The following is a 23,733-nucleotide window of genomic DNA, read 5'->3' on the forward strand; positions in this document are numbered from 1 at the left end:
GAGGATAAAATGTCCAAATACCACATTACTTGCTTCTTGTCCCCTCAATATATTTCAAAAAACGGATACAATCTGCTATTCCACAAAAATAACTCTCTGTCGCATACTCTGCCTCCGCTGCACTCTGAGCCTCAAAAGCCTCTTCAATAACCTCCCTCTGCTCCTCTGTCAGATTCAGCGTGTCCAGCTTCGCATAGGCTTCCTCTTCTTCTCTCACCAAACGCCTGTATGCTTCGGAATTCTTACGAAAATCCGCCATATTCTCATTACGAAAATGGTCTAAAGTAAGCCGAAGTCTCTCTTCCCATGAATCTATAACATCTCCCTGCAATGTTTCCCGCCTTTCTACTTAAGACACAATCCCAATAAACCTCTACTAATTATTAAATAAATTTATGAACATAGCAACAGCATAACACAGCCTTTGTTCTGTGTCAATATTTTCCTTTAAATAATTATTTTTACTTATAATTACTTAATTAGTAAACTACATCCATCCTCATTCCCAAATATTTTTCCCCTTTTTTATTATTTAATTCATTAGACAGATGCCCGAGAGAACCAATCCCCCTATTCCCAGTCATTCTCGAGTAAGCAGAATACATCAGCTTCCATCCCCAAATCTCCTCCCACTATTTAATTCACCTTCTCCAGCCACACCACAAATATGCCTTATTGGGGGCAATGGCTTCGTCTGTTGTTTCTCCAATGAATTAAATAGCAAAAAACCATTGACTTAACTGGAAAAATCCTGTATACTGATATTTACCGTGCAGCTGGGAAGTTAGCGGCGTCCTGTACCTGAAATCCGCTATAGCAGGAGTGATGGTCAGCCTCGGATGTCTTATTGATGGAGCTGCCCTTTATAAGTGGTGTTGACAATTGGGTCTCGCGCAACAGGAACCTCTGAACCGTGTCAGGTCGGGAACGGAGCAGCACTAAGGAGTCTCTCCTGTGTGCCGTGAGGGTGCCTGGTTCGAGCTAACTGTAGAGGTAACGTCTGTTGGTAAGCATACAAAGCTGACCGCACGGTTTTAATAATTCGATTTTTATATTCACATAATAGAAAGCGTCATAATAATGAAGATTGTTATATATCTTTATTGCTATGACGCTTTTTTATTCAAGAATGCCTCCGCATTCTTGCTGAGAGATTTGTGTTATACAATGCATAGCATACTTTTACATGTTACTAGTTATTATCTCTTTAGGAAATCAGGCAGGAATCCTCGTTCACTTAATCGCCGAGTACTTTACTGATTATTCGTTTCAAACTTACAATTTTATAAAAGAAGCACAAAGCCAGTCTCGCAACCAGCTTTGTGCTGCATTTTAATTCTAATTATCAGTCTGATTTTCTTCCTGTATCAGCTTTCGCTTTTTCTTTTTTTCTTTTTGAATTTCTCTTAATTTTCTAAAAAATGCTGAGAGCATTTCCGAGCATTCTTCTTGAAGAACGCCTCTTTCTACCTCTGCCTGGTGATTAAATTCCTGCATTTCAAGAAGATTAAGTATTGAGCCGCCACAACCAGCTTTCGCATTCATGCTGCCAATAACGACTCTCGTCACTCTCGCCTGCACAATTGCTCCGGCACACATCTGGCAAGGCTCCAAAGTGATGTACATCGTACAGTCTTCCAATCGCCAGTCTCCAAGCTTTTTACATGCTTTTTTCATCGCAAGAAGTTCTGCATGTGCAAGCACAGTCTTATCCTTATTCCGCTTATTATATCCTCTGGCAATTATTTTTCCATCATGAACAATAACACAGCCAATTGGCACATCACCAATCGCCTCTGCTTTTTTTGCCTGCTTAATTGCCTCTTTCATAAATTTTTCGTCTTCTGTATATTTTCTCATAAAATATTCTCCCATTTATGAAACTCATAGTCCCGTAAAATAGCGACGTACTTATTTCAATATTTTGTGATACCCTCCTGCCTACAGATGGGAGCTTCCCTTCCCCCAATAAAATCACCATAATCACATCAAAAAATACATTTGCAATAATCTGCCAAACTGTCGATTTATATTCCGTCTCTCAGCAGATACAACCAGTATCCAAAACTTCCAGTTTTCATACGATTCTCTGTAAGTGATAAAAATACTGGAAACTGATAAATTTCTGCCATATATTTTTCCCGATTCTCATAAATTCCCGGCACACCGATACAGTAGCGTTCTTCTCCTGCGTACCTTACTTTTCCTGCCAGAATATGATGATATCTCCCATATCCTTTCAAAAGGAACTGATTGCTTTTAAGTACGCTGGCTTCTTCCCCAAACTGTGCCAAATCCGCGGTTGAAATCCTGCATCCTTCATAAAAAGCGGTATTAAAAATATTGTCCACAGAAGGGTTCTTTTTCATTGCATTTATCCACATTTTTTCAAAATTATCAACAACAGAAGTGGCTTCTGGCTCAGTTTCTGCTTCTATTTTTATTTGGGGTTCTATTTCGGAGTCAATCTTCAACTCTGATTTTGATTCCATTTCAGCATCAGTCTTTAACTCTGATTTTGATTCTATTTCAGAATCTGTCTTCAACTCTGATTTTGATTCCATTTCAGCATCAGTCTTTAACTCTGATTTTGATTCTATTTCAGAATCTGTCTTCAACTCTGATTTTGATTCTATTTCAGAATCTGTCTTTAACTCTGATTTTAGTTCTAGTTCAGATTTATTTTTTGATTCAATACCATCTTCTGAAAATTCTTTTATTTTAACACTTTCTTCTATATTTGTATTATTGCTATGTGCTATATCATTTTCTGAATCAGGCAAGTTTTCCTCTGATTTTATGTTCTCTATCTTATTCTCAGCTCTCTTTTGAAAATCCTTTTCCTCAAAACTCTCTGTGTTTATCTGACCTTTTTTTTCTAAAATATTTTCCTCTAATTCTTGTTGCTCCTGTAACATTTCATCAGTAATATTTCTTGTTGATACTTTTTGTTTTTCTGACATCTTATCTGGAAGAATCTTTTCTGTCTCTGTCTGTTTTTCTGATATTTTACCAGCAATATCTTTTCCAGATTTATTTTCCTGCATTTGAGATTTATCTTTTGCAGAATTCACAATCTTATGCCACCGAAGAGGCTCCAAAGTTTCTGTCGGAATTTCCTCTCCAATCCATACACTTCCGTAATAAAAAGCATCCTGATAATAAAGTAATACTCCCGACTGTCCTTTTATCCGAAAACCAGCCGGAAGCATAGCTGCAGGGTAGGTCAAATGTATTTCTTCCTTATGTTCTTGCGTAATGAGTGTGTCTAACTGCCAGACTTGCCAGCTTTCTCCCTGCCGCTCATAAAAACATAATTTAAGCTCCATTCCCTGCAATAAACGCTCATCGTCTATCTGAATCGTCAGTTTAAGGCTGCCTGACTTTTGTTCTGCCTTAACAAACCCGAAGCATTCCTTTTTCTCTGCCTTTTCATAACGATACAAATAAGAAAGTATCCTTTGATAATCTGCCATGATGATACTCCTTTTTTCACTAATGTATTCTACAGAATGACTTTTATGCCACCAAATATCCTGTAAAAATATACCGCAAATTGGGACGTGCAGATTGCAGGAATAATTTTTCAAACACGCTCTTATCTTCCAAGAATATCCGATAACTTTGCAAACTCCTCTAAAGAAAGCTTTTCTCCACGAATTGTCGGAGTAAGTCCCATCTCTTCAAGCGCCGCTACTGTCTTTTCCTTTGGAATACGAAGTTCGCTTGAATTATAAAGTCCGTTCTGCAGCGTTTTTCTTCTCTGATTAAAAGAAGCACGAATAATCTTAAACATAAATGCGGAATCATTTACCTTAACTGGTTTTTCCTGATAACGAGTTAAACGGATAACTGCAGAACCAACCGCAGGTCTTGGAATAAAGCAGTTTGGCGGTACATTTGCCACGATATATGGTTCTGCATAATACTGTACTGCTAAAGAAAGAGCACCATAATCCTTTGTTCCCGGGCCTACCTGCATACGGTCAGCGACTTCTTTCTGCACCATAACTGTAATAGAGTCCAGTGGTACTTCACTCTCAAATAACCCCATAATAATTGGTGTTGTAATATAGTAAGGCAGGTTCGCAACGACTTTAATTGGTTTTCCACCATTCTTTTCTTCTGCAATCTTGCGAATATCTACCTTTAAAATATCTTCGTTCAATACTGTAACGTTATCATATTCCTTTAAAGTATCCTCCAGAATTGGAATCAGCTTTGTATCAATCTCTACCGCAACAACTTCCCTTGCCGCCTCCGCAAGATACTGCGTCATCGTTCCAATTCCCGGTCCGATTTCTAAAACAAAATCATCCTTTCCAATCTCTGCTGCACCAATAATTTTATCGAGTACATGCGTATCAATCAAAAAGTTCTGTCCATATTTTTTCTGAAAATTAAATCCATACCGCTGTAAAACTGCAATCGTTTCCTGCGGGTTTCCTAAATTCGCCATAAGACCTCCTTGGGCTGTCATAAGATTTTGAAAGCAATTTTATATTTGGGGAATCAATGTTGAAGTCTTCCCCTTAAATTTTTACTTAGTTTCTCTATAATAAGATAATAATACATGAAATGGATATCTCATTCAAGAGACGAAATCAAGAAAGGGACAATATGTAAAAGAGAAAGAATCCATATCTGTGGCCTGGGAGCAAGTGTTGGATGCGAGCGGCTAAGCGAACATTCAACACGCCGCGACGAAAGTCACAGATATGGATTCTTTCTCTTCCAGAGTTCGTCTGTCCTTCTGTTCTCCTAATGAATTAACCCATACAATCTCTGAGCATTTTCATAGGTTACATTTTCTACTTCTTCCGCTGTAATTTCCTTAAGTCTTGCGATTTCTTCAATCACCAGCGGCAGATATGCAGAGCTATTTCGCTTTCCTCTGTGTGGTGCTGGTGCAAGGTAAGGGCAGTCGGTTTCTACTACAATACACTCTAATGGAATTGCCTTTACAACTTCCTTCAGCACACGGGAATTTTTAAAGGTAACGACACCTCCTACACCAATGTAATAACCCATTTTTACATATTCTTTTGCCATTTCAGCAGAACCGGAAAAGCAATGAATTACACCGCCTGTCGTTCCGGCGTGTTCCTTTTTCATAATGTCAAATGTATCCTGCGATGCGTCTCTGCTATGTATAATTACAGGAAGTTTTTCCTCTGTTGCAAGATGAAGCTGTCTGATAAGCCACTCCTGCTGTACTTCTTTTGGCTCTACATTCCAGTGATAATCAAGACCAATCTCTCCGACTGCCACGATTTTATCCCTGTGACAATATTCCCGAAGCTGCTCCATCCGTTCCTCATTAAGTTCACCAACATGGTCTGGATGAATTCCGGCTGCACCGTACATAAAAGGTACTTTCGAAATAAGTTCTAAGGTATCCATCAGGTCTTTCCAGCTTGCACTGACATTGACAACCTGTGTCACGCCAGCATCTTTTAGCGATTCGAGAACGACCGCTCTATCTGCATCAAACTGTTTATCATTATAATGAGAATGTGTATCAAAAATCATAGTATACCTCTTTAATCCCTGGTTTGCCACAGGGAAAATAGACGCTCCCGAAGAGAGAAGATACCCTATAGCTGTGACCTTAGACCAAGGGTTGGATGCGAGCGTTTAAGCGAACATTCAACCTGCAGCGACGAAAGTCACAAATATAGGGTATTGCCTCTCTTCGGGAGCGTCTCCCCTGCCTGCGGCAACTCAGAATTTAATTAACAAATCTCTGCGCCTGCTGGCATCTTCTTCTCTGGTACCATCAGGGATAATTCCCCATTTTCGTCCTCTGCGCATAAGAGCATACCTTCAGAAAGTACACCGGCTAATTTCGCAGGTTTTAAGTTTACAAGAACCATAACCTTCTTACCAACCATTTCTTCTGCGCTATAATGTTTCTTAATACCGGAAACAATCTGTTTTACCTGGCTGCCAATCTTAACCTGGGAGCAGAGAAGCTTTTTAGACTTCTTTACTTCTTCGCAGGCAATGATTTCACCAACCTGGAACTGCATTTTTTCGAAATCATCAAATGTGATTTCTTCTTTTGGTTCGATGTCGATTACTGGTTCGTCATCTTTTTTCTCTTCTTCAGCTGGAGCCTGTCTTGAAGCATTCATCTCGTCTACTTTTGCCTGTACTTCTTTTGCATCAAGTCTTGCAAAAAGGATTTCTGGCTTGTCTGTTACTTTCTTTCCAGATTCGTAAAGACCGAACATTTCAAGTTCGTCCATAGTTCTTTCGGAAGAATTAAGCTGTGCAAAAATTCTTTCTGCCGTTTCTGGCATAAATGGAGAAAGTAAAGAAGCACCGATTGTAATGCTTTCTACTAAATTGTAAAGAACTGTAGCAAGTCTGTCCTGTTTTGCAGGATCTTTTGCTAAAGCCCATGGCATTGTCTCATCAATGTACTTGTTACAACGTTTAAATAAGTTAAAGATTTCTGTCATAGCATCTGCAACTCTGAGCTTAGACATACATTTTATTACTTTATGCTTTGTATCTAATGCTACGTCCATAAGATTCTTATCAAATCCATCTGTCACTCCACTGTTAGCTACAACTCCGCCAAAGTATTTATTAGACATGGAAATTGTACGGTTTACAAGGTTTCCAAGTGTATTGGCAAGGTCAGAATTCATACGTTCTACTAAGAGATCCCATGTGATTACACCATCGTTCTCAAATGGCATCTCGTGAAGTACAAAGTAACGAACAGCATCTACACCGAATAAATCTACGAGGTCATCTGCGTAAATTACATTACCTTTGGATTTACTCATCTTGCCGTCACCCTGTAATAACCAAGGATGTCCAAATACCTGTTTTGGAAGTGGAAGATCTAATGCCATTAAAAAGATTGGCCAGTAAATTGTATGGAAACGTATAATATCTTTACCGATCAGATGTAAGTCTGCTGGCCAGTATTTCTTAAATAATTCTCCACTTTCACCATCGCAGTCATATCCAAGGCCTGTGATATAGTTTGTTAATGCATCAAGCCATACATAAACAACGTGCTTTGGATCAAAGTCTACAGGAATACCCCATGAGAAAGAAGTACGGGATACACATAAGTCCTGAAGTCCTGGTAAAAGGAAGTTGTTCATCATCTCGTTCTTACGGGATTCTGGCTGAATAAAATCAGGGTTATCATTAATATACTGAATCAGACGGTCAGCGTATTTGCTCATACGGAAGAAATAAGCCTCTTCCTTTGCAGGCTGGCATGGACGGCCACAGTCTGGACACTTGCCATCTACTAACTGAGATTCTGTGAAGAAAGATTCACATGGTGTACAGTACATTCCTTCATAATGTCCCTTGTAAATGTCACCCTTATCGTAAAGCTTCTTAAAGATCTTCTGAACCTGTTTTTCGTGATCCTCATCTGTTGTACGGATAAACTTATCGTAAGATGTGTTCATTAAATCCCAGATTCTCTTGATTTCTCCTGCTGTGTTATCAACAAATTCCTTTGGAGAAATTCCAGCTTCTGCTGCCTTTAACTCGATTTTCTGACCATGTTCATCTGTTCCTGTCTGGAAACGTACATCATAGCCTTCTTTTCTCTTAAATCTTGCAATTGCATCTGCTAAAACAATCTCATATGTGTTACCAATATGAGGTTTGCCGGATGTGTAAGCAATTGCAGTTGTAATGTAATATGGTTTCTTACTCATTTATCTATTATACCTCCTATGCAACCTGTGTCATTAGGTCTGTTATCTGTTCGTCAACTTTCCTTAATGTACCCTTAGAATCTTTTATCCCTGATTTATACAGCAATTGTATTTACAGGGTAATTTTGCGCGTACATATTATTATAGAATAAATCCGAATATTCGTCTATGGTTATTTTTCTGAAAAACTAATAGTTTTCCTGTATAATTCATAGTATAATACCAAATACTTTTTATCTTCCGATATAAAAATGCTATCAAAGGAGGCCGACTATGAAGAAAAATCATCGCAGACCATTGTCTAAAGCACTATTTACCCACTTGTTTTTTCTACTTCTTATCCTTATTTGCGGAGTCAGTTTAGCAGGTTGTGGACAATCCAGTGCACATAATTCTTCAAAGCAGAAAAAATTTGACCAGTTTCTTGATTCCTGCTTTAAAGAATTCGCTACCGAAAACACAATTACTTTGCATTTTAAACTCTCTGATCCGTCTTCTTACGGTATTAAAAAGGAACCCTCTCCCACTTATGGAGAGCTTTCTTCGAATACGGCAAAGAAAAACTGCAAACGTTCAAAACAACTTCTTCAAGAACTTTATACTTTTCCAACAAGCAGCCTGACAAAAGAACAGAAACTTACCTGGCAGATTTTTCAGGATTATCTAAATGAAACTATTATGAGTGAAAAATATATTCTTTATTCTTCTCCTTTCGGTGCAGATGGATTACCTTCGGATATTCCTGTAACTCTTTCCGAATATCGTTTTGACAACGAAAAAGATATTAAAGATTATTTATCACTTGTAAATCAAATTCCAGAACTTTTTACGCAGGTTCTTGATTTTGAGGAAGAGCGCCGTAACGCAGATATTGTAAGCCCTGATTTTGTAATCTCTGATACTATCGACCAGATTAACCAATTTTTAAATGCAAGCGAAGAAAATAATCTTCTCGTTGAAAGTTTTGAGGAACGTCTGGATTCCCTTGATACTTTAAGTGAAGATCAGAAAGCAAGCTACACCGCAAATAACCGATTACTCATTACAAATAAAGTATTTCCCGCATATGAGCATTTAAAAACTGCTTTACAGGTCTCTACAGGCAGCAAACATACTACATCTGATAACAGCACAAAAGAGAGACTCTGCGAATATGAAAATGGCCAGGACTACTATCGTTTTCTTCTCCAGTCCGATGTCGGAACAGACATGTCCCCGGAAGAATGTATCACAGCTTTGGAAACACAGTTAAAAGATACGATAAAAGATATTTCTTCCCTGACAACACAAAATAAAGACCTGTATACAGAATATCTCAGTGCGGTTCCGACACTTTCAAAACCAAAGGAAATCATGGAGCAGTTAAAAGACGATTCTCTTGTGGATTTCCCGGAAATAAAGAACATTTCTTATGAATTAAAAAATGTTCCTAACGCTCTTTCCGGCACTTCCGCCTGTGCATTTTATCTTGTACCTCCAATTGACAGTAAAAATGCAAATATTATTTACATCAATAACAACCGTGTGGAGTCCAACGAAATGTTTTCCACACTTGCCCATGAAGGCTATCCGGGACATTTATACCAGACGAATTATTTTTTAAGTACGAATCCTTCCCCTCTCCGTACATTTCTTCACTGTGACGGATATGACGAAGGATGGGGGACTTATGCCCAGTTATACAGCTATAATTTTACAGAATTTAAAGATGTCGATGAAAAAACACAGGCACAGCTCCGCCAGCTATATCGGGATAATGACCTGCTCTCACTCTCCCTGTCCTCTCTGAGCGATTTATATGTAAATTATAAAAATTATGATGAAAATGCACTGGCCGATTATTTAAAGACTTACGGAATTGATAAATCCGCTACAAAACAACTTTACCAATACGTTATTGAAAATCCGGCTACTTATCTTTCTTACAGTATTGGATATTATGAATTAAACAAATTAGAAAAGGAGATGGCTGCCTCTCTTGGAAAATCATTTAAAATTTCTGATTTTCATGAAGCAGTTCTGAATGTTGGTTCTTGCAATTTTGCAATTTTAAGGCAGGAAATAGAAAAGGAAACAGAAATTCTCAGCAAGGTCCCTTAAAAATATTGCTTGTATACACGCGTTTTTTAAATATTTTAAATATTTTTACTCATAATTGGTCATTTTATTTGTTTTGAATAATTGACATTTCAATCCTGCATTGTTATACTAGAGCGTGTTTGAAAAAATAATAGAATTTCATTATTGGGGATTTTTATTCTTTTTTCATTGGAAAATCGACACAAAAAGTGTACAATAGACAACGTACGCGATAAAAAGTACAACAGTTTAATTTAAATACAACTTAGGAGGTAATACTATGGAAACATATGGTATCGAAAAACTTGGGATTGTGAATCCTAAAGCAGTTTACCGCAATTTAACACCTGCACAGTTAACAGAGGCAGCTTTAAGAAGAGGCGAGGGCAAGCTTTCTAACACTGGTGCACTCGTTGTAACTACAGGTAAATATACAGGACGTTCTCCTAAAGATAAATTTATCGTTGATACTCCTTCTGTTCATGATGACATTGCATGGGGAAGCGTTAACGTTCCTATCACTCAGGAGAAGTTCAATGCAATTCGTTCTAAAGTAATCGCTTACCTTCAGAACAGAGAAATCTTCATCTTTGATGGTATGGCTGGTGCTGATCCTGTCTGCACAAGAAAGTTCCGTATCATTAACGAATTAGCAAGCCAGAACCTTTTCATTCATGAACTCTTAATTCGTCCTACAGCAGAAGAATTAGAGAACTATGGCGAAGCTGATTTCACTATCTTCGTTGCACCTGGATTCAAATGTATTCCAGAAATCGACGGAACTCATTCTGAAGCAGCTATCATCGTTGACTACGAACAGAAACAGGTAGTTATCTGTGGTTCCCAGTACTCAGGAGAGATTAAGAAGTCTGTATTCTCTGTAATGAACTTCTTAATGCCAAAAGAAGGTGTACTTCCAATGCACTGCTCCGCTAACATGGATCCAGAAACTCATGAGACAGCTGTATTCTTCGGTTTATCTGGAACAGGTAAGACTACTCTTTCTGCAGACCCTAACCGTAAATTAATCGGTGATGACGAACACGGCTGGTCTGACAGAGGTATCTTCAACTTCGAAGGCGGATGCTACGCTAAATGTATTAACTTAAGCGCAGAGAACGAACCGGAAATCTACAACGCTATCAAGTTCGGAAGCCTTGTAGAGAACGTTATCATGGATGACGAAACTCGCGAATTTGACTTTGATGATGGATCTCTTACAGAGAATACTCGTGTAGGATACCCAGTTGATTATATTTCCAACGCACAGATTCCTGGTGTTGGCGGAATCCCTAAAGTAGTTATCTTCTTAACTGCTGATGCATTCGGTGTACTTCCTCCAATCTCCAGATTAGATGAGAACGCAGCTATGTACCACTTCGTAACAGGATTCACATCCAAACTTGCTGGTACAGAACGTGGAATCACAGAACCACAGCCAACATTCTCCACATTATTCGGTGAACCATTCATGCCAATGGATCCATCCGTATACGCTAACATGCTCGGAGAAAGAATTGAAAAATACAACACTAAAGTATATCTTGTTAACACAGGATGGACAGGTGGCCCTTACGGAGTAGGCAACCGTATGAAGTTAAAATACACTCGTGCAATGGTAACTGCAGCATTAAACGGAACATTTGATGACGTAGAGTACAAACATGATGAAGTATTTAACGTAGACATTCCTCAGACATGTCCTAACGTACCTTCTGAAATCATGAACCCTCGTGACACATGGGAAGATAAAGCTGCTTACGATGCACAGGCTAAGAAGCTTGCTAAGATGTTCCAGGATAACTTTACTAAGAAATATCCTAATATGCCTAAGAATATTGCTGAGGCAGGACCAAAGGCTGATTAATAATTCTTAGGCTAACAGACACCCCAGAAGAAATAATTAAGGCACAGATGTGAAGATAATCGCTGCGAGGAAAATACCTGTTTGGTATTTTCTCTTGCTCCGACATCACATCTGTGCCTTAATTATTTCTTCTGGGGCTGTTACGCTATCGCCCTACAACCCCATACTTATAGCTAATATCTTTTACTGCCAGCAAAGAATCAACTATTTAATACGTAATGACTTTACTGTCTCTGTTCCTTTATTCGGCACAAATTTAAAATAGTAATTCTTTTTCGCTTTTAATGCTTTTCCTTTAAACTTGGATACAGTGATTGACTTTCCAGCTTTTACTGTCTTTACTTTTTTGTATCCACCGTTTTTCTTAAGAGACATATAGACTGTGTACTTACTGATTCCTGCAACCTTTGGTGTAGTAATCTTTGCTTTCTTTGTCTTTCCTACCTGTTTTAACTTATACTGTGCTGTTGAGAAATATACAGAATTAGACCATGGAGTATATGGATCATAGGAATCTGTATCATAGTTTATCTTCATTCCTCTGACTCTGAAAGAATACAGTTTATTCTTACTAAGCTCAACAAAGAAATATCCAATTTCTCTTTGTGAAAAAACTTCTTTTCCCTTATTATCTCTTACCTGTACTTCAAATTCTTCATCCTGAGTATCCTTGCACTCAATACTAACATACTCATCTGTGAGTTCTTCGATATACCCATAAACTCCCTTTGATGTCCTTGCCTGCTTTGTTGCAGCATTTGCCGGAATCTGTAAGGTAAATATTATTACAAATGCTAATGCGAGCGCAAAAATTTTAGTGACTTTTTTCATATCATATGTCCTCCTTTGTGTGATATGGTAATTATTTGTTATAATTAGAATATCATAATGATAATACCTATTCAACAACAAAAACAACACTTTTGTTAATGATGACCCTTCTGCTTATCTCATATGTTTAATCTTGCTTTGTATGCAATCTCTTTACCATTTGAAGAATCCGGCCGAATAGAAACATTCGAGCAATATGATGGCAAAAAGAATTCTTGTATACATTTCGTTTGCCTTGAACTCATAGTCCGGATGTTTCTTTTTATATAGAAAGGATATGGCACACAGTATGAGGAGGACAATAACAGATGCAATGAATAATATTTTTGTGAATGTTATGATTTGCAAATCTGTTAATATGAATTCCAATATGAGTATGGGAGCTACGATGTAGTAGAGTATTTTGTTGACGAGGTTCATTGTTTTTTCGTTCATTGTGCTATTCCTTCCTGCTTAAATTTATGTGCAAACTATATGTAATCTGATATATTACCTACAAAAAGCCCTCTATCGCAAATGAGAATTATTCACGACAGAGGGATTCTTTAAACCTTATTTACAATACGAATTAATACTGATAAATAACATCGCTCTTTACTTTACATTTTAAATTAGGAACAATCTTGATATAATAAATCTGCCTCGTCTTGATTGCCTTCCCTTTAAATTTGGATATTTTCACATTCTTACCCGGCTTTGCCGTCTTAACTTTCTTATAACCCTTACTTCTATCTTTGGATATATATACGGTAAAATTCTTTATACCCTTTGCATTCTTTGCTTTCGGCATTACTACTGTGTAGTTTTTCTTACCAGTGCGGTAATTATATTTATACTTAAGTTTTATATTCGTCAATGTAGTAAATGCTCTTGCTTTTGAAAGCTTTCCATAAATTGTCGTTCCATTCACTGATAAGTAAGTTCTAACCTTAACAGTATAAGTCTGATTTTTTGCTATTTTAAACCTCACATATCGAATCACTGTTCCATAAGATGCGGAAAGTGCATTCTGTGTTGAAACTTTCTTACCTTTATAATTATATAAGATAACCTGTACTCCTGTAACATCCGATGGAACGGCTACCTGATAAGTAATCTCTTTGTTTGATTTATAATATGGTGCAAAGTTCTGATTTGTGACATCTGTCATCATCGTCGTAGCTTCCATTTCTCTGTCCATTACTGGCACCGCTGCTTTCTCTGCCGCATTAACCGGTGCCTGAAGTGCAAATGCCATCACTAATGCCAGAGCTAATGCAAATATTCTTGTAATTTTCTTCATACTGTATTTCCTCCTTTTTTCTGTGGTGTTTGGTTTGTTTCCACTTTATTTAGCATAGCATAATTATATCAAAACTGCAATCTATATTCCTGTCATTTTTATGCATTTTGTTAATTATTTTGTTCTTTTTTGAAACTTTTATCGTCATTTTGTCTTTTTTAATATACGGTTATTCTGCTGCCAGCTCCCGGATTGCTTCTATCGCTGTCTTGATTTCTTCCATAGTATTAAAGCTTGAGAAGCTGAAACGAACCACTCCCTGTTCAGTTGTTCTAAGAGTTTCGTGCATGAGCGGGGCACAATGTGCCCCGGCTCTTGTGGCAATTCCATAGTCTTCCCAAAGTATTTCACTAACTTTTCCGGCATCTTCGTTACGAATATTCAAGGCTACAAGCGGTGCTCTTTTTTCCTGATCAAAGTTTCCATAAACTTTTACTCCGTCAATACGGCGTACTCCCTCATAAAACGTCTTTGTTAAAAGAGCCTCTCTGGTATATAACCTTTCTAAACCTTCCTGCTGTATGTACTCTAAACCTGCCTTTAATCCTGCTATTCCATGTGCATTTATCGTTCCAGCTTCTAAAAGTTCCGGCATAGAATGTGGCTGTTCTTTATCAAAGGAATGGATTCCGCTTCCTCCTGATTTTAAGGGACGAATAGTCACTCCTTTTTTAAGGCACAGGCCGCCCGTTCCCTGCGGGCCAAATAATCCTTTGTGTCCCGTAAAACACAGCGCATCTATATTCATTGCCTTAATATCAATTGGGAGAATTCCTGCGGACTGTGATGCATCTACAATAAAATGCAGCCCATGACGCTTGCAGGCCTCGCCAATTCGGTACAGATTCAGCGCCGTTCCAGTTACATTAGAAGCATGTGTGCACACGATAGCCTCTGTATCTGGCCGAATCGCCTCCTCAAATGCCTCACTTGAAATTGTTCCGTCTTCTCCGACTGGAAGAATAGTGAGCGCTACACCTTGCTGTTCTTTTAAATATAAGGGACGTAACACAGAATTATGTTCCATCGCCGTTGTAATCACATGATCACCAGGCTGTAACATCCCATCAATTGCCGTATTTAGTGCCTCTGTGGCATTCGACATAAATGCAACCTGTTCCGGTCCATCTCCGTTAAAAAATTCATTAATCATCTCTCTGGTTTCATAAGCCATTCGCATACTATGTAAAGCGGCATCATAGGCTCCTCTTCCGGCATTACCAAGATTACTGATAGCTTCCGCTACTGCTTTTGCTACTGTTTCGGGCTTCTGTAATGTTGTTGCTGCATTATCAAAATATATCACTTTTGTCCCTCCTGCATCTGGAAATCTCATTGTGAATCACATATTTTACCACCAATCATATAGTGGCTTTGTAATTTTCTTCTGTAAATGACTTCTGTAAATAAGTTTCTGTCTGAATATATTACCATATTGCAGCTATTTTTCTCAACATTTATTGTCACTATATATTTTCTTAATTTTTACATGAATTTTTTCTACAGCATGTCTAGAGCGTGTTTGAAAAATGCTTTCTGCAAGATGTACATCACAATTTGCGGGAGATTTCGCCTGAATGAGGGCGGCGTAGCGGGCTACGGCAACCGAATGAAGGCAAAATATACCGTAAATTGGGGTGTGCAGATTGCTGGAATGATTTTTCAAACACGCTCTAAAGACAATTGATACTCAATTCTTAAATAATTCTTAATCTTGCTCCTAAAGATTTTACTTTCGTTTTTTATTATGCTATACTCAATCCACACTATTAGAAAATATTGTAAATACAGCGTAGATTTATTACACGACACTTATATACTAATGTACTCTTGGAATCTTTTTGTTCTTGATTTTGTGAGAAGATTTTTTGTCAGTTATGCCCAATTTTTTGAGACGTACACGATGCGTACGTTGATGAAATCTGGGTGCGGCTGGCGGAAAATCAGCCACAAAAGCAAGTGCAAGAAAGACTCCGAAAGTACATACTACATTCAAGGAGGTTTTCCATGTTTTCAAAGAATACATCTACAACATATAAGTATTTCTTTATGTTTGTTTTTTTCAGTTTATTTTTATGGCAGTCATTTACTATAAAGCCAGAGGCGAGCGAGATTATCACGGATCCGCTAATTTCCATGACAGTAGGGGATACAAAGAATCTCTATTTTTTTCACGGTGATTCTGCTTCTGCCTACTTTAGCTCTAACCCTAATATTGCATCTGTAACTACAGGTGGTGTTTTGAATGCAAATGATGTTGGAAGTGCCGAAATTATTTATAGCGTACATGGAGTATTTCATCAAAGAAAGATCAATGTTGCCGATATTGAAAATCCATCTTTTAGCACTACTCAGAGAGAGAACCTCATTTTGCCAGACAATGCTCTGACAACAACGGATCCTGTCCTTTTTATGCAAAAAAAGGATTCTTACACCATTCAATTCTCTTCTTCGAGCCAGGCACTTGCCACCCGTTATAAAGGACTTCTTATCTGGAAAAGTGATAAGCCAAATATCGTCCGTGTAGATTCTAATGGAAAAGTCACCGCATTGAAGAAAGGTTCCGCAACCATTACCTGCACACTGGGCAATGTATCCTGTCACACCTATGTTAATGTAATTACTGACAGCTATACGGGGAAAGCAACCGATTTTTCCATGTTAACCGCAACTGGAAATCAGCGCACTTACCGGCTTTTCAAACAAAATGCACACAACTATCCTCGCTACGATTCTTATCTTGCATGGCATGGATGTGCTACCTGCTCACTTGCTACGGTTCTTGGAGCCTATAACGATAATTACTCCGGCATTTTGCCAAGTTCTGTTATTGATGGTGTAGAGAAACAATTTACTTCGAACAAAGACTGGACAAGGGAGCATGTAAACCGCTCTCTCCGCGGACAGATGCCCCTCTCTCTGTACGGAATTTCTTCTATACTGAAGTCTTCCGGTGTTGATAATAATTATGTAAGAACCTATACCGACTCTGAGGCTAAGCACGATATTATCTCTCATTTAAAAACAGGGAATTCTATTATTTTTGAAGTACGTCAGAAAAACAGCCGCACTGGTAAAAGAACAAAGCGTTGGACAAACTCCTACCATACTATGGTGTTACTCGGTGTACTGACAAACGGCAAGGTGCTTTTATGCGATTCTGTTGACCGCTCCTGGTATAACGGTGGACAGCGTTTAAAAATTGTTGATCTATCTGATATTATGGAGTATATGTTCCCTTGTACTTCTTTTTCAGAAAGTATGTATTATAACGGAGCAAGCTCCGACGGCGGTTACATCAAAATATACGAAATTAGTTAATTCGTTCCTTGACTTTTTGGAAAATAGTTTATAAAATATTTTTATGGAGCGCCGCATTTTTCGGCATTTTCAACAATTTATGGGAGGATGTCTCATTTCATCTATAGTTTTATTAATATGGAAATGTATAGAATCTCATAGCAATTTTTTAATAAAAGGAGAAGAAGTATTATGGCAGCAAAAATTTTAATGACTGGCAGTATTATGATGGATCTGATTTTACAGATGCCTCGTATCCCACATCCAAGTGAAAGTCTTCTTGGAACTAGCTATTCTAACGCTGGGGGCGGTAAGGGAAGTAACTCCGCAGTAGCAGCCTGCAAGGCTGGCGGAGAAGTTTCTGTTTGTGGTACACTCGGTAAAGATTCCAACGGTGAAGCACTTCTTGGCATGCTTACTGACATAGGAATTGATGTATCCAATCTTACATTAAAAGAAGGCGCCAACACCGGAATGGCAGTTATCATGCTTGAAGAAGACGGAATGAACCGTCTTGCTATTTATACAGGAGCTAACAACGACACAACTCCAGAAGCTGTTGATGCTGCCTTTGAAGGAAAAGAATATGATGCATTAATGATGCAGCTGGAAATTCCTTTAGAAACAAACGTACATGCATTTGAACTTGCTCATGAAAGAGGAATGATCACTTGTCTTGATGCAGGTCCGGCACAGGATTATCCATTAGAAAGATTCAAGGGCCTCACTATCCTCTCTCCTAACGAGACAGAAACAGAAGCTCTTGTTGGAATTCTTCCTAAAGATGATGAGACATGTATCGCAGCAAGTAAAATCTTAAAAGAACGCAGCGATTGCAAATACGTTGTATTAAAGATGGGAGACAAAGGCTCTTTCATCTATGGTGATGACATCTGCCAGATGGTTCCTACATTTAAAGTAGAAGCTGTTGACCCAACTGCTGCTGGCGACTGCTTTACAGGTGTTTTAGTAAAACAGTACGCTGAAACAAAGGATATCGTTGCTTCCGCAAGATATGCAAGTGCCGCTGCTGCTATTTCTGTACAGCATTTAGGCGCACAGCCATCTCTGCCGACAAAAGAGGCAATTGATGAGTTTATTGCTGCTCGTTCATAGTTTAAACAGACGCTCTCAAAGAGAGAAGAGAAAGGATACCCTATATTTGTGACCTCAGAGCAAGGTTTGGATGCGAGCACATAAGCGAGCATTCAAACCGAGTCACAAATATAGGGTATCCTTTCTCTTCTAGAGCGTGTTTGAAAAATGCTCTAGAGCGTCTGTCACTTAATCAATTAAATAGTAGCGCAAATCTCTTGTATTTTTGCGAAAAAAATGTTAACATAACCTGATTATACTTTTAGAAAGGAAGAGCTTTTCCATGAGAAATGATGAAAAAATAGATATCAATCTCGCCACAGAAGATACCTCAGAGAATTTATCCGAAGAAGAACTGGCTCAGCAAAATTATGAGACGGCACTCCGATATATTAATATTGCCGAACATATGAATAAGTTTGAAGACCAGGATAAATATTATCATCGTGCGATTCAGTATTTAAAAAAGGCAAAACCTTATAAAAAGGTTCAACCGCTCCTCAGGGAACTTCGAAATAAAAAGTTCGGCACTCGTGCCGCAGGTAAGATTGAATTATATAAAGAAGCCTGCCATATTCGTGATAACGCAAAGACACCTAGCGATTATTATTCTGCACAAACTATCTTTTCCCGTATTTATCATTACGAAGAAAAGCATCCTCTTATTGAAAAGTGGACTGATCCAGAGGTTTACGCTGAAGCGATCAAATGCTCTGATTCAAAAGAACAGATGGAACTTTGTGCTAAACTCGCTGATGAAAAAGCTGCCCAGTTAAAACGTCATAGTTTTTTCGTAAGCTGTGCATTTATTGCCTGCCTTTTAGCAGCCTTATTTTTTACAAGGACTGTTTCTTTCAAGCAGTGTCTTGCCAGCATAAACTCCAGTTCAGGTAACTATGAAAAAGCATGGCAAAATTACCAAAATATTTATAATAGAACTAACAGCAAAGATGCGTTTAAAAAATATATCGAATACCGTTATAAATCTGCTGAAAAAGCTTTGAAAGCCGGAGATGAAGATACAGCTTACCGCAATTACAAGGCAATTGCAAAAGAAGATTATAAAGACAGTCAAGCTAAATTTGTAACTCTTGAGAAAGAACATATCAAAAATACCGCAATAGGCAAAAAAGTTTCTTTTGCGTACATGGACTGGCGTGTTCTTGATAAGCAGGACGGCAAAGTTCTCTTATTAAAAGATAATTCCTTAGGATCTACTCCATTTGATGAGACCGGGAAAAATGTTACTTGGGAATCTTCCTCCGTTCGTAAATGGTTAAACAGTGGCTTCCTCAATGACAACTTTTTTAAGGCAGAACAGAATGCTATTTTAGACACTACTGTAAAAAATACAGCAAATCCTGTTTATAATACACCAGCCGGAAAAGACACTACTGATAAACTCTTTTTATTAAGCTGCGATGAAGTTGCACAGTATAAAAAGGGAATTCATAAAACAAAGTCCTGTTGGTGGCTCCGTACCCCAGGTGCTGCTGCAAATTCTATGAGTTTTGTATACAAAGACAAAACCGTTATGGAGTACGGCTATGAAGTAACCAATACAAAGATTACTGTAAAACCTGCAATATGGGTAACTGTAGAATAAATTCTGGGTTGCGTAGCAAAAGACGCTTCCAAAGAGAGCCGATACCAATATCTTTTAATTGATTTGTGAGGGGTAAATAAACAGTTGCTATAGATATTCTTTATCGGATTGCCCTAATTAACAGCAAAAAGAAGAGGGGATTATAAACTTGAATTTTGTGACTTAGTGCAACGGAACAAAATCAAGCTTATAATCCCCTCTTCTTTTTGCTGTTAATTAGGGCAATCCGATTACAGGCTTCAGTAGCGGTGTCGGCCTTGCCTGCGGCAACTCATTCTTCTAGAGTGTGTTTGAAAAATGAATGCTCTAGAACAATCCAGTTATCTTTCCATTATCATCTACATCAATTCCAAATGCAGCCGGTTTCTTTGGTAATCCTGGCATTGTCATGACTGCTCCGGTAAGGATTACTACAAATCCTGCTCCAGCATTTACAAATGCATCACGGACATGGATATCAAATCCCTCTGGACGTCCTAACTTTGTCTGATCATCAGAGAGGGAATACTGTGTTTTTGCCATACATACTGGCAGAGCACCAAATCCTAAATCTGTGAGTTTTGCAAGCATTTTCTCTGCGGCTGGTTCATATGTTACACCATCTGCTCCGTAGATTTCTTTTGCGATTGTCTCTACTTTTTCTTTTAAAGATAAATTGTCTGGATAAAGTACTTTAAAGTTGCTTTCTTTTTCTTCTAATGTTTTCAGTACTTTCTTTGCAAGGTCAATTCCGCCTTCTCCACCTTTAGCCCATACTTCAGAAAGAGCAAATTCACATCCTCTTTCTTCACAGAACTGACGGATGAATTCGTGTTCTTTTTCTGTGTCTGTCTCAAATGCATTTAAAGTTACAACAATAGGCACACCGAATTTCTGAAGATTTTCGATATGTTTTTCAAGGTTGCAGATACCTTTTTTCAGTGCGTCCAGGTTCTCTGCTACAAGTTCTGTTTTTGGAACACCACCGTTATATTTTAAAGCACGGACTGTTGCTACTAAAACAACTGCATCTGGCTTTAATCCAGCCATACGACACTTGATATCCATAAACTTCTCTGCACCGAGATCTGCACCGAAACCTGCTTCTGTGATTGCAATGTCAGAAAGCTTTAATGCCATCTTTGTCGCACGCACACTGTTACATCCGTGAGCGATATTAGCAAATGGCCCACCATGAACAATTGCACCTGTATGCTCTAATGTCTGTACCATGTTTGGTTTGATTGCATCTTTTAATAATGCAGCCATAGAACCTACTGCATTAAGCTGACCTGCTGTCACAGGATTACCATCTACATCATAGGCTACAATAATTTTAGCAAGACGAGCTTTTAAATCCTTGATATCTTCTGCCAGGCAGAGAATAGCCATAATCTCAGTTGCTACTGTAATTACGAAATGATCTTCTCTTACATATCCATCTACTTTTCTTCCAAGACCGATTACAATGTTACGAAGCGCGCGGTCGTTCATATCCATACATCTTTTCCAGATTACCTGTCTTGTATCAATACGAAGTTCATTTCCCTGCTGAATATGATTATCCAGAAGTGCAGCTAATAAGTTATTGGCAGATGTGATTGCGTGGAAATCACCTGTAAAATGAAGGTTCAAATCTTCCATAGGAACAACCTGAGAATATCCACCACCAGCAGCTCCACCTTTAATTCCAAAACAAGGTCCAAGAGAAGGCTCACGAAGTGCAAGAACAGACTTCTTCCCTAACTTTTCAAATGCCTGTGCAAGACCGATACTTGTTGTTGTCTTTCCTTCTCCGGCAGGAGTCGGGTTAATCGCTGTCATTAAAACAAGTTTGCCATCTGGCTTCTCATCTAAGCTATTCATGAATTCATCAGAAAATTTTGCTTTATACTTTCCGTATAACTCTAAATCATCCTCTGTAATCCCATAATTGGCAGCTACATCTTTAATTGGGAGCATTGTCGATTCCTGTGCAATCTGAATATCTGTTTTCATATTCCTCTTCCTTTCCTTTGCGTATATCAAAGTTTATACACTTTCTCTTCTGCTTCTGTACTCTTAGAATACAAAAACAAAAAGGGCAACTTCAAAAGAAGCTGCCCAGACGGTCGGCTAAAATAAGATGTTTCCATCCCTCCGGCTACATTGTGTTTCTTCACATATCCGTCAGTAACCGGAATTTCTGCTTTGGCAGATTTATGTTTATATATTTACACACTTACAAGTAAAAGTCAACTTTTTAATTTGAAAACCTGAAAATGTTCTGTCTTTCATATAATATTCTTTACCAAAGAAGATATACTTTATCTACTTTATTATTTTTAACATGGAATTTATCTAATGTATAGTAACAGGCCCCATTTATATTTTTTAAAATTCTTTTGGCCTTTTTCTTGCTTATTCTCTTATAAACATAGGTGCACTCATCTATGCTATAAAACTTACATTTAGAACTAAGTTTTAACTTTAGAGGATCTGATGTGTATACCCGGCCGCTACCCTTTTTCTGTACACTTGAGCTTAAAACAAAGTATTTGCCCAGTTTTAATTTTACAGAATCTTTCTGCCATGACTTATATTCATAATAATCAGTCTCAATCGTATATGTTCCATTCGGAAGCTTTGTATACTTTCTCCATATTCTATGTGCCTGTACCTGTGTAGCTGAAAATACGCTCAATCCTACAATCAGGCAGCAAAATAATGCCAGTCTGGTTAAAACTTTTTTCTTCATTTAAACTTCCCCCTTTGTCTTACATCTCCAAATTAAACATTCTATTCCGAGACTTTACTTGTGCTTTCATTCTACCGCTTCCACTAACTTTCTGCAAGTTCTTTCTACAATGAATTTTTCCTTAAACATTTTATATTCACCCCTCACTTTATGCTTAAAGAAGACGTCAGTTCTTAATTACATTTCTTATAATACACCAATACATCCTATTATTTTTTATCTATCACAGCACATTTTTTACAAATTTATCCACAAATCTGTTAAACTTCTCCTGTTCTTTTCTATCCTCATAAGGTATACTAAGAACAAATAATGTATCTATATAAACTGACTTTCTCACGCATAAAAAGTCACAGCAAAGAAAGGAATTACACTATGGAAAAAATCAAAATATCCAAACAACGCATTCTTGTTGCCACATTAACTCTCTGTATGCTCTTTACATTATTCGCACCTGCAGCTAATGTAAACGCAGCTTCTAAACGTACAAAAGCACTGACTGCTTACCAGAAAAAGCTTAAAAAACTTGATTCAAAAATATATAAATTTGCCTTAGTTTATTTAGACAAAGATTCTATTCCAGAGCTTGTTATTACATCAAAAGAATCTATACATGCTGTCTACGGAGAAATTTATACTTATAACAATGGAAAACTTAAAAACTTAAAATATGCTGGTAGTGATTTTGGTCAATTCATTTATTCTCCAAAAAAATCTGTAGCATGTAATTCTTCATGGATTAATGGATATGGTGCTGTTTCTACATTTTACCGTCTTAGTAAAACTGGAAAATCAACAAAACTCAAACGTTTTGATGCCATCGTAAATCCAAAAACTTCTTATAAGATTAATAATAAAAAAGTATCAAAGAAAAAATATTATGCAGAATACAAAAAAATGGAGAAAAAATATCCTTTAAAACAGATTTCTCTAAAAAACGCTTTTAATCTTACTACGAAGAATATTAAAAATATTACCAAAAATTACAAATCCTTTGTTGTAACAGGGGCGAAATATTAATTAAAGTTCTGATAAATTCACAAATCATTCCAAAGATAAATAGGAATTCATCTAAAGCGTGTTTGCAGATTTCGTATAGACGAAAAAAGCAGTGAAAGTAAACGTCTTCTGAGCAATCCCCTTATTCCTATCTGAGATTTAAATACTACTTTGCTATCAAAAACAAACAGCCGCTGAAATAAACTTTCCTGCTAAATTGTAAGAAAACTATGATAAAGAAAAAAGAATTGTTATAAT

19 protein-coding genes, 1 other RNA gene and 1 riboswitch are annotated in these 23,733 nt (G+C 37.7%); of the genes, 8 read left to right on the top strand and 12 right to left on the bottom strand.

Annotation, left to right across the window (positions count from 1 at the left end; genetic code table 11):
• Window positions 1-25: 25 nt before the first annotated feature.
• Window positions 26-331: a hypothetical protein gene (locus EUBHAL_RS04080; RefSeq protein WP_005345189.1), complete on the bottom strand. Its 306-nt coding sequence runs from the start codon at window positions 329-331 to the stop codon at window positions 26-28.
• A gap of 437 nt (window positions 332-768) precedes the next feature.
• Between EUBHAL_RS04080 and ffs the strand changes: the two genes are divergently transcribed.
• An RNA gene (gene ffs / locus EUBHAL_RS15205) (signal recognition particle sRNA large type) lies at window positions 769-1,032 on the top strand.
• Window positions 1,033-1,338: 306 nt separating this feature from the next.
• On the opposite strand, the gene tadA is transcribed toward ffs, so the two are convergent.
• The 5 genes from tadA to metG form a co-directional block, all read right to left on the bottom strand.
• A complete protein-coding gene (tadA, locus tag EUBHAL_RS04085) occupies window positions 1,339-1,860 on the bottom strand; it encodes a tRNA adenosine(34) deaminase TadA (RefSeq protein WP_022169930.1) in 522 nt (173 codons plus the stop codon).
• A gap of 167 nt (window positions 1,861-2,027) precedes the next feature.
• Window positions 2,028-3,476 (bottom strand): DUF6128 domain-containing protein, encoded by a 1,449-nt coding sequence (locus tag EUBHAL_RS15210; protein ID WP_005345193.1) that lies wholly within the window; start codon window positions 3,474-3,476, stop codon window positions 2,028-2,030.
• Window positions 3,477-3,598: 122 nt separating this feature from the next.
• Window positions 3,599-4,459: a 16S rRNA (adenine(1518)-N(6)/adenine(1519)-N(6))-dimethyltransferase RsmA gene (gene rsmA / locus EUBHAL_RS04095; protein WP_081452257.1), complete on the bottom strand. Its 861-nt coding sequence runs from the start codon at window positions 4,457-4,459 to the stop codon at window positions 3,599-3,601.
• Between the two features lie 302 nt (window positions 4,460-4,761).
• On the bottom strand, window positions 4,762-5,532 hold the full coding sequence (locus EUBHAL_RS04100) for a TatD family hydrolase (protein ID WP_005345196.1): 771 nt from the start codon (window positions 5,530-5,532) through the stop codon (window positions 4,762-4,764).
• Between the two features lie 203 nt (window positions 5,533-5,735).
• On the bottom strand, window positions 5,736-7,700 hold the full coding sequence (gene metG / locus EUBHAL_RS04105; RefSeq protein ID WP_005345198.1) for a methionine--tRNA ligase: 1,965 nt from the start codon (window positions 7,698-7,700) through the stop codon (window positions 5,736-5,738).
• A 273-nt stretch (window positions 7,701-7,973) separates the two neighbouring features.
• On the opposite strand from metG, the gene EUBHAL_RS04110 reads away from it, so the two are divergent.
• Both EUBHAL_RS04110 and pckA read left to right on the top strand, forming a co-directional pair.
• Window positions 7,974-9,800 (top strand): DUF885 domain-containing protein, encoded by a 1,827-nt coding sequence (locus tag EUBHAL_RS04110; protein WP_005345200.1) that lies wholly within the window; start codon window positions 7,974-7,976, stop codon window positions 9,798-9,800.
• A 259-nt stretch (window positions 9,801-10,059) separates the two neighbouring features.
• Entirely contained in the window at window positions 10,060-11,646 is a 1,587-nt protein-coding gene (gene pckA / locus EUBHAL_RS04115) for a phosphoenolpyruvate carboxykinase (ATP) (RefSeq protein ID WP_005345202.1), read from the top strand.
• A gap of 204 nt (window positions 11,647-11,850) precedes the next feature.
• Here pckA and EUBHAL_RS04120 read toward each other — a convergent pair whose 3' ends face one another.
• The 4 genes from EUBHAL_RS04120 to EUBHAL_RS16690 all read right to left on the bottom strand — a co-directional run bounded on the left by EUBHAL_RS04120 (window position 11,851) and on the right by EUBHAL_RS16690 (window position 15,383).
• Window positions 11,851-12,477: a hypothetical protein gene (locus tag EUBHAL_RS04120; protein WP_005345204.1), complete on the bottom strand. Its 627-nt coding sequence runs from the start codon at window positions 12,475-12,477 to the stop codon at window positions 11,851-11,853.
• 568 nt (window positions 12,478-13,045) lie between these two features.
• Window positions 13,046-13,759, bottom strand: coding sequence for a hypothetical protein (locus EUBHAL_RS04130; protein WP_005345207.1), 714 nt, complete (start codon window positions 13,757-13,759; stop codon window positions 13,046-13,048).
• A gap of 169 nt (window positions 13,760-13,928) precedes the next feature.
• Window positions 13,929-15,065 carry an aminotransferase class V-fold PLP-dependent enzyme gene (locus EUBHAL_RS04135; protein ID WP_044921894.1) on the bottom strand — a complete coding sequence of 379 codons (1,137 nt, stop codon included), beginning with the start codon at window positions 15,063-15,065 and terminating at the stop codon, window positions 13,929-13,931.
• A gap of 144 nt (window positions 15,066-15,209) precedes the next feature.
• Entirely contained in the window at window positions 15,210-15,383 is a 174-nt protein-coding gene (locus EUBHAL_RS16690) for a DUF6783 domain-containing protein (RefSeq protein WP_334290882.1), read from the bottom strand.
• Between EUBHAL_RS16690 and EUBHAL_RS16695 the strand changes: the two genes are divergently transcribed.
• From EUBHAL_RS16695 to EUBHAL_RS04150, 4 genes are all read left to right on the top strand, one after another.
• Window positions 15,333-15,446, top strand: a complete 114-nt coding sequence (locus EUBHAL_RS16695) for a DUF6783 domain-containing protein (protein ID WP_308806078.1) — start codon at window positions 15,333-15,335, stop codon at window positions 15,444-15,446. The two genes, EUBHAL_RS16690 and EUBHAL_RS16695, sit on opposite strands and share 51 nt — an antisense overlap.
• A 320-nt stretch (window positions 15,447-15,766) precedes the next feature.
• Window positions 15,767-17,080 carry an Ig-like domain-containing protein gene (locus EUBHAL_RS04140; RefSeq protein ID WP_044921897.1) on the top strand — a complete coding sequence of 438 codons (1,314 nt, stop codon included), beginning with the start codon at window positions 15,767-15,769 and terminating at the stop codon, window positions 17,078-17,080.
• Between the two features lie 171 nt (window positions 17,081-17,251).
• Window positions 17,252-18,175, top strand: coding sequence for a ribokinase (locus EUBHAL_RS04145; protein ID WP_005345221.1), 924 nt, complete (start codon window positions 17,252-17,254; stop codon window positions 18,173-18,175).
• A 262-nt stretch (window positions 18,176-18,437) separates the two neighbouring features.
• Window positions 18,438-19,760, top strand: coding sequence for a DUF6273 domain-containing protein (locus EUBHAL_RS04150; protein WP_005345222.1), 1,323 nt, complete (start codon window positions 18,438-18,440; stop codon window positions 19,758-19,760).
• A gap of 306 nt (window positions 19,761-20,066) precedes the next feature.
• Here EUBHAL_RS04150 and EUBHAL_RS04155 read toward each other — a convergent pair whose 3' ends face one another.
• Together EUBHAL_RS04155 and EUBHAL_RS04160 are read right to left on the bottom strand one after the other, a co-directional pair.
• Window positions 20,067-21,737 (bottom strand): formate--tetrahydrofolate ligase, encoded by a 1,671-nt coding sequence (locus tag EUBHAL_RS04155; protein WP_005345224.1) that lies wholly within the window; start codon window positions 21,735-21,737, stop codon window positions 20,067-20,069.
• 96 nt (window positions 21,738-21,833) lie between these two features.
• A riboswitch (ZMP/ZTP riboswitch) is annotated at window positions 21,834-21,926 on the bottom strand.
• A 100-nt stretch (window positions 21,927-22,026) separates the two neighbouring features.
• The gene (locus tag EUBHAL_RS04160; protein WP_005345228.1) at window positions 22,027-22,476 is read right to left on the bottom strand and encodes a hypothetical protein; all 450 of its coding nucleotides are present in this window, start codon (window positions 22,474-22,476) and stop codon (window positions 22,027-22,029) included.
• 375 nt (window positions 22,477-22,851) lie between these two features.
• Between EUBHAL_RS04160 and EUBHAL_RS04165 the strand changes: the two genes are divergently transcribed.
• Window positions 22,852-23,496 carry a hypothetical protein gene (locus EUBHAL_RS04165; protein ID WP_005345229.1) on the top strand — a complete coding sequence of 215 codons (645 nt, stop codon included), beginning with the start codon at window positions 22,852-22,854 and terminating at the stop codon, window positions 23,494-23,496.
• The last annotated feature ends 237 nt before the right edge of the window (window positions 23,497-23,733 follow it).

Source organism: Anaerobutyricum hallii DSM 3353, assembly GCF_000173975.1.
Lineage (GTDB): Bacteria > Bacillota > Clostridia > Lachnospirales > Lachnospiraceae > Anaerobutyricum > Anaerobutyricum hallii.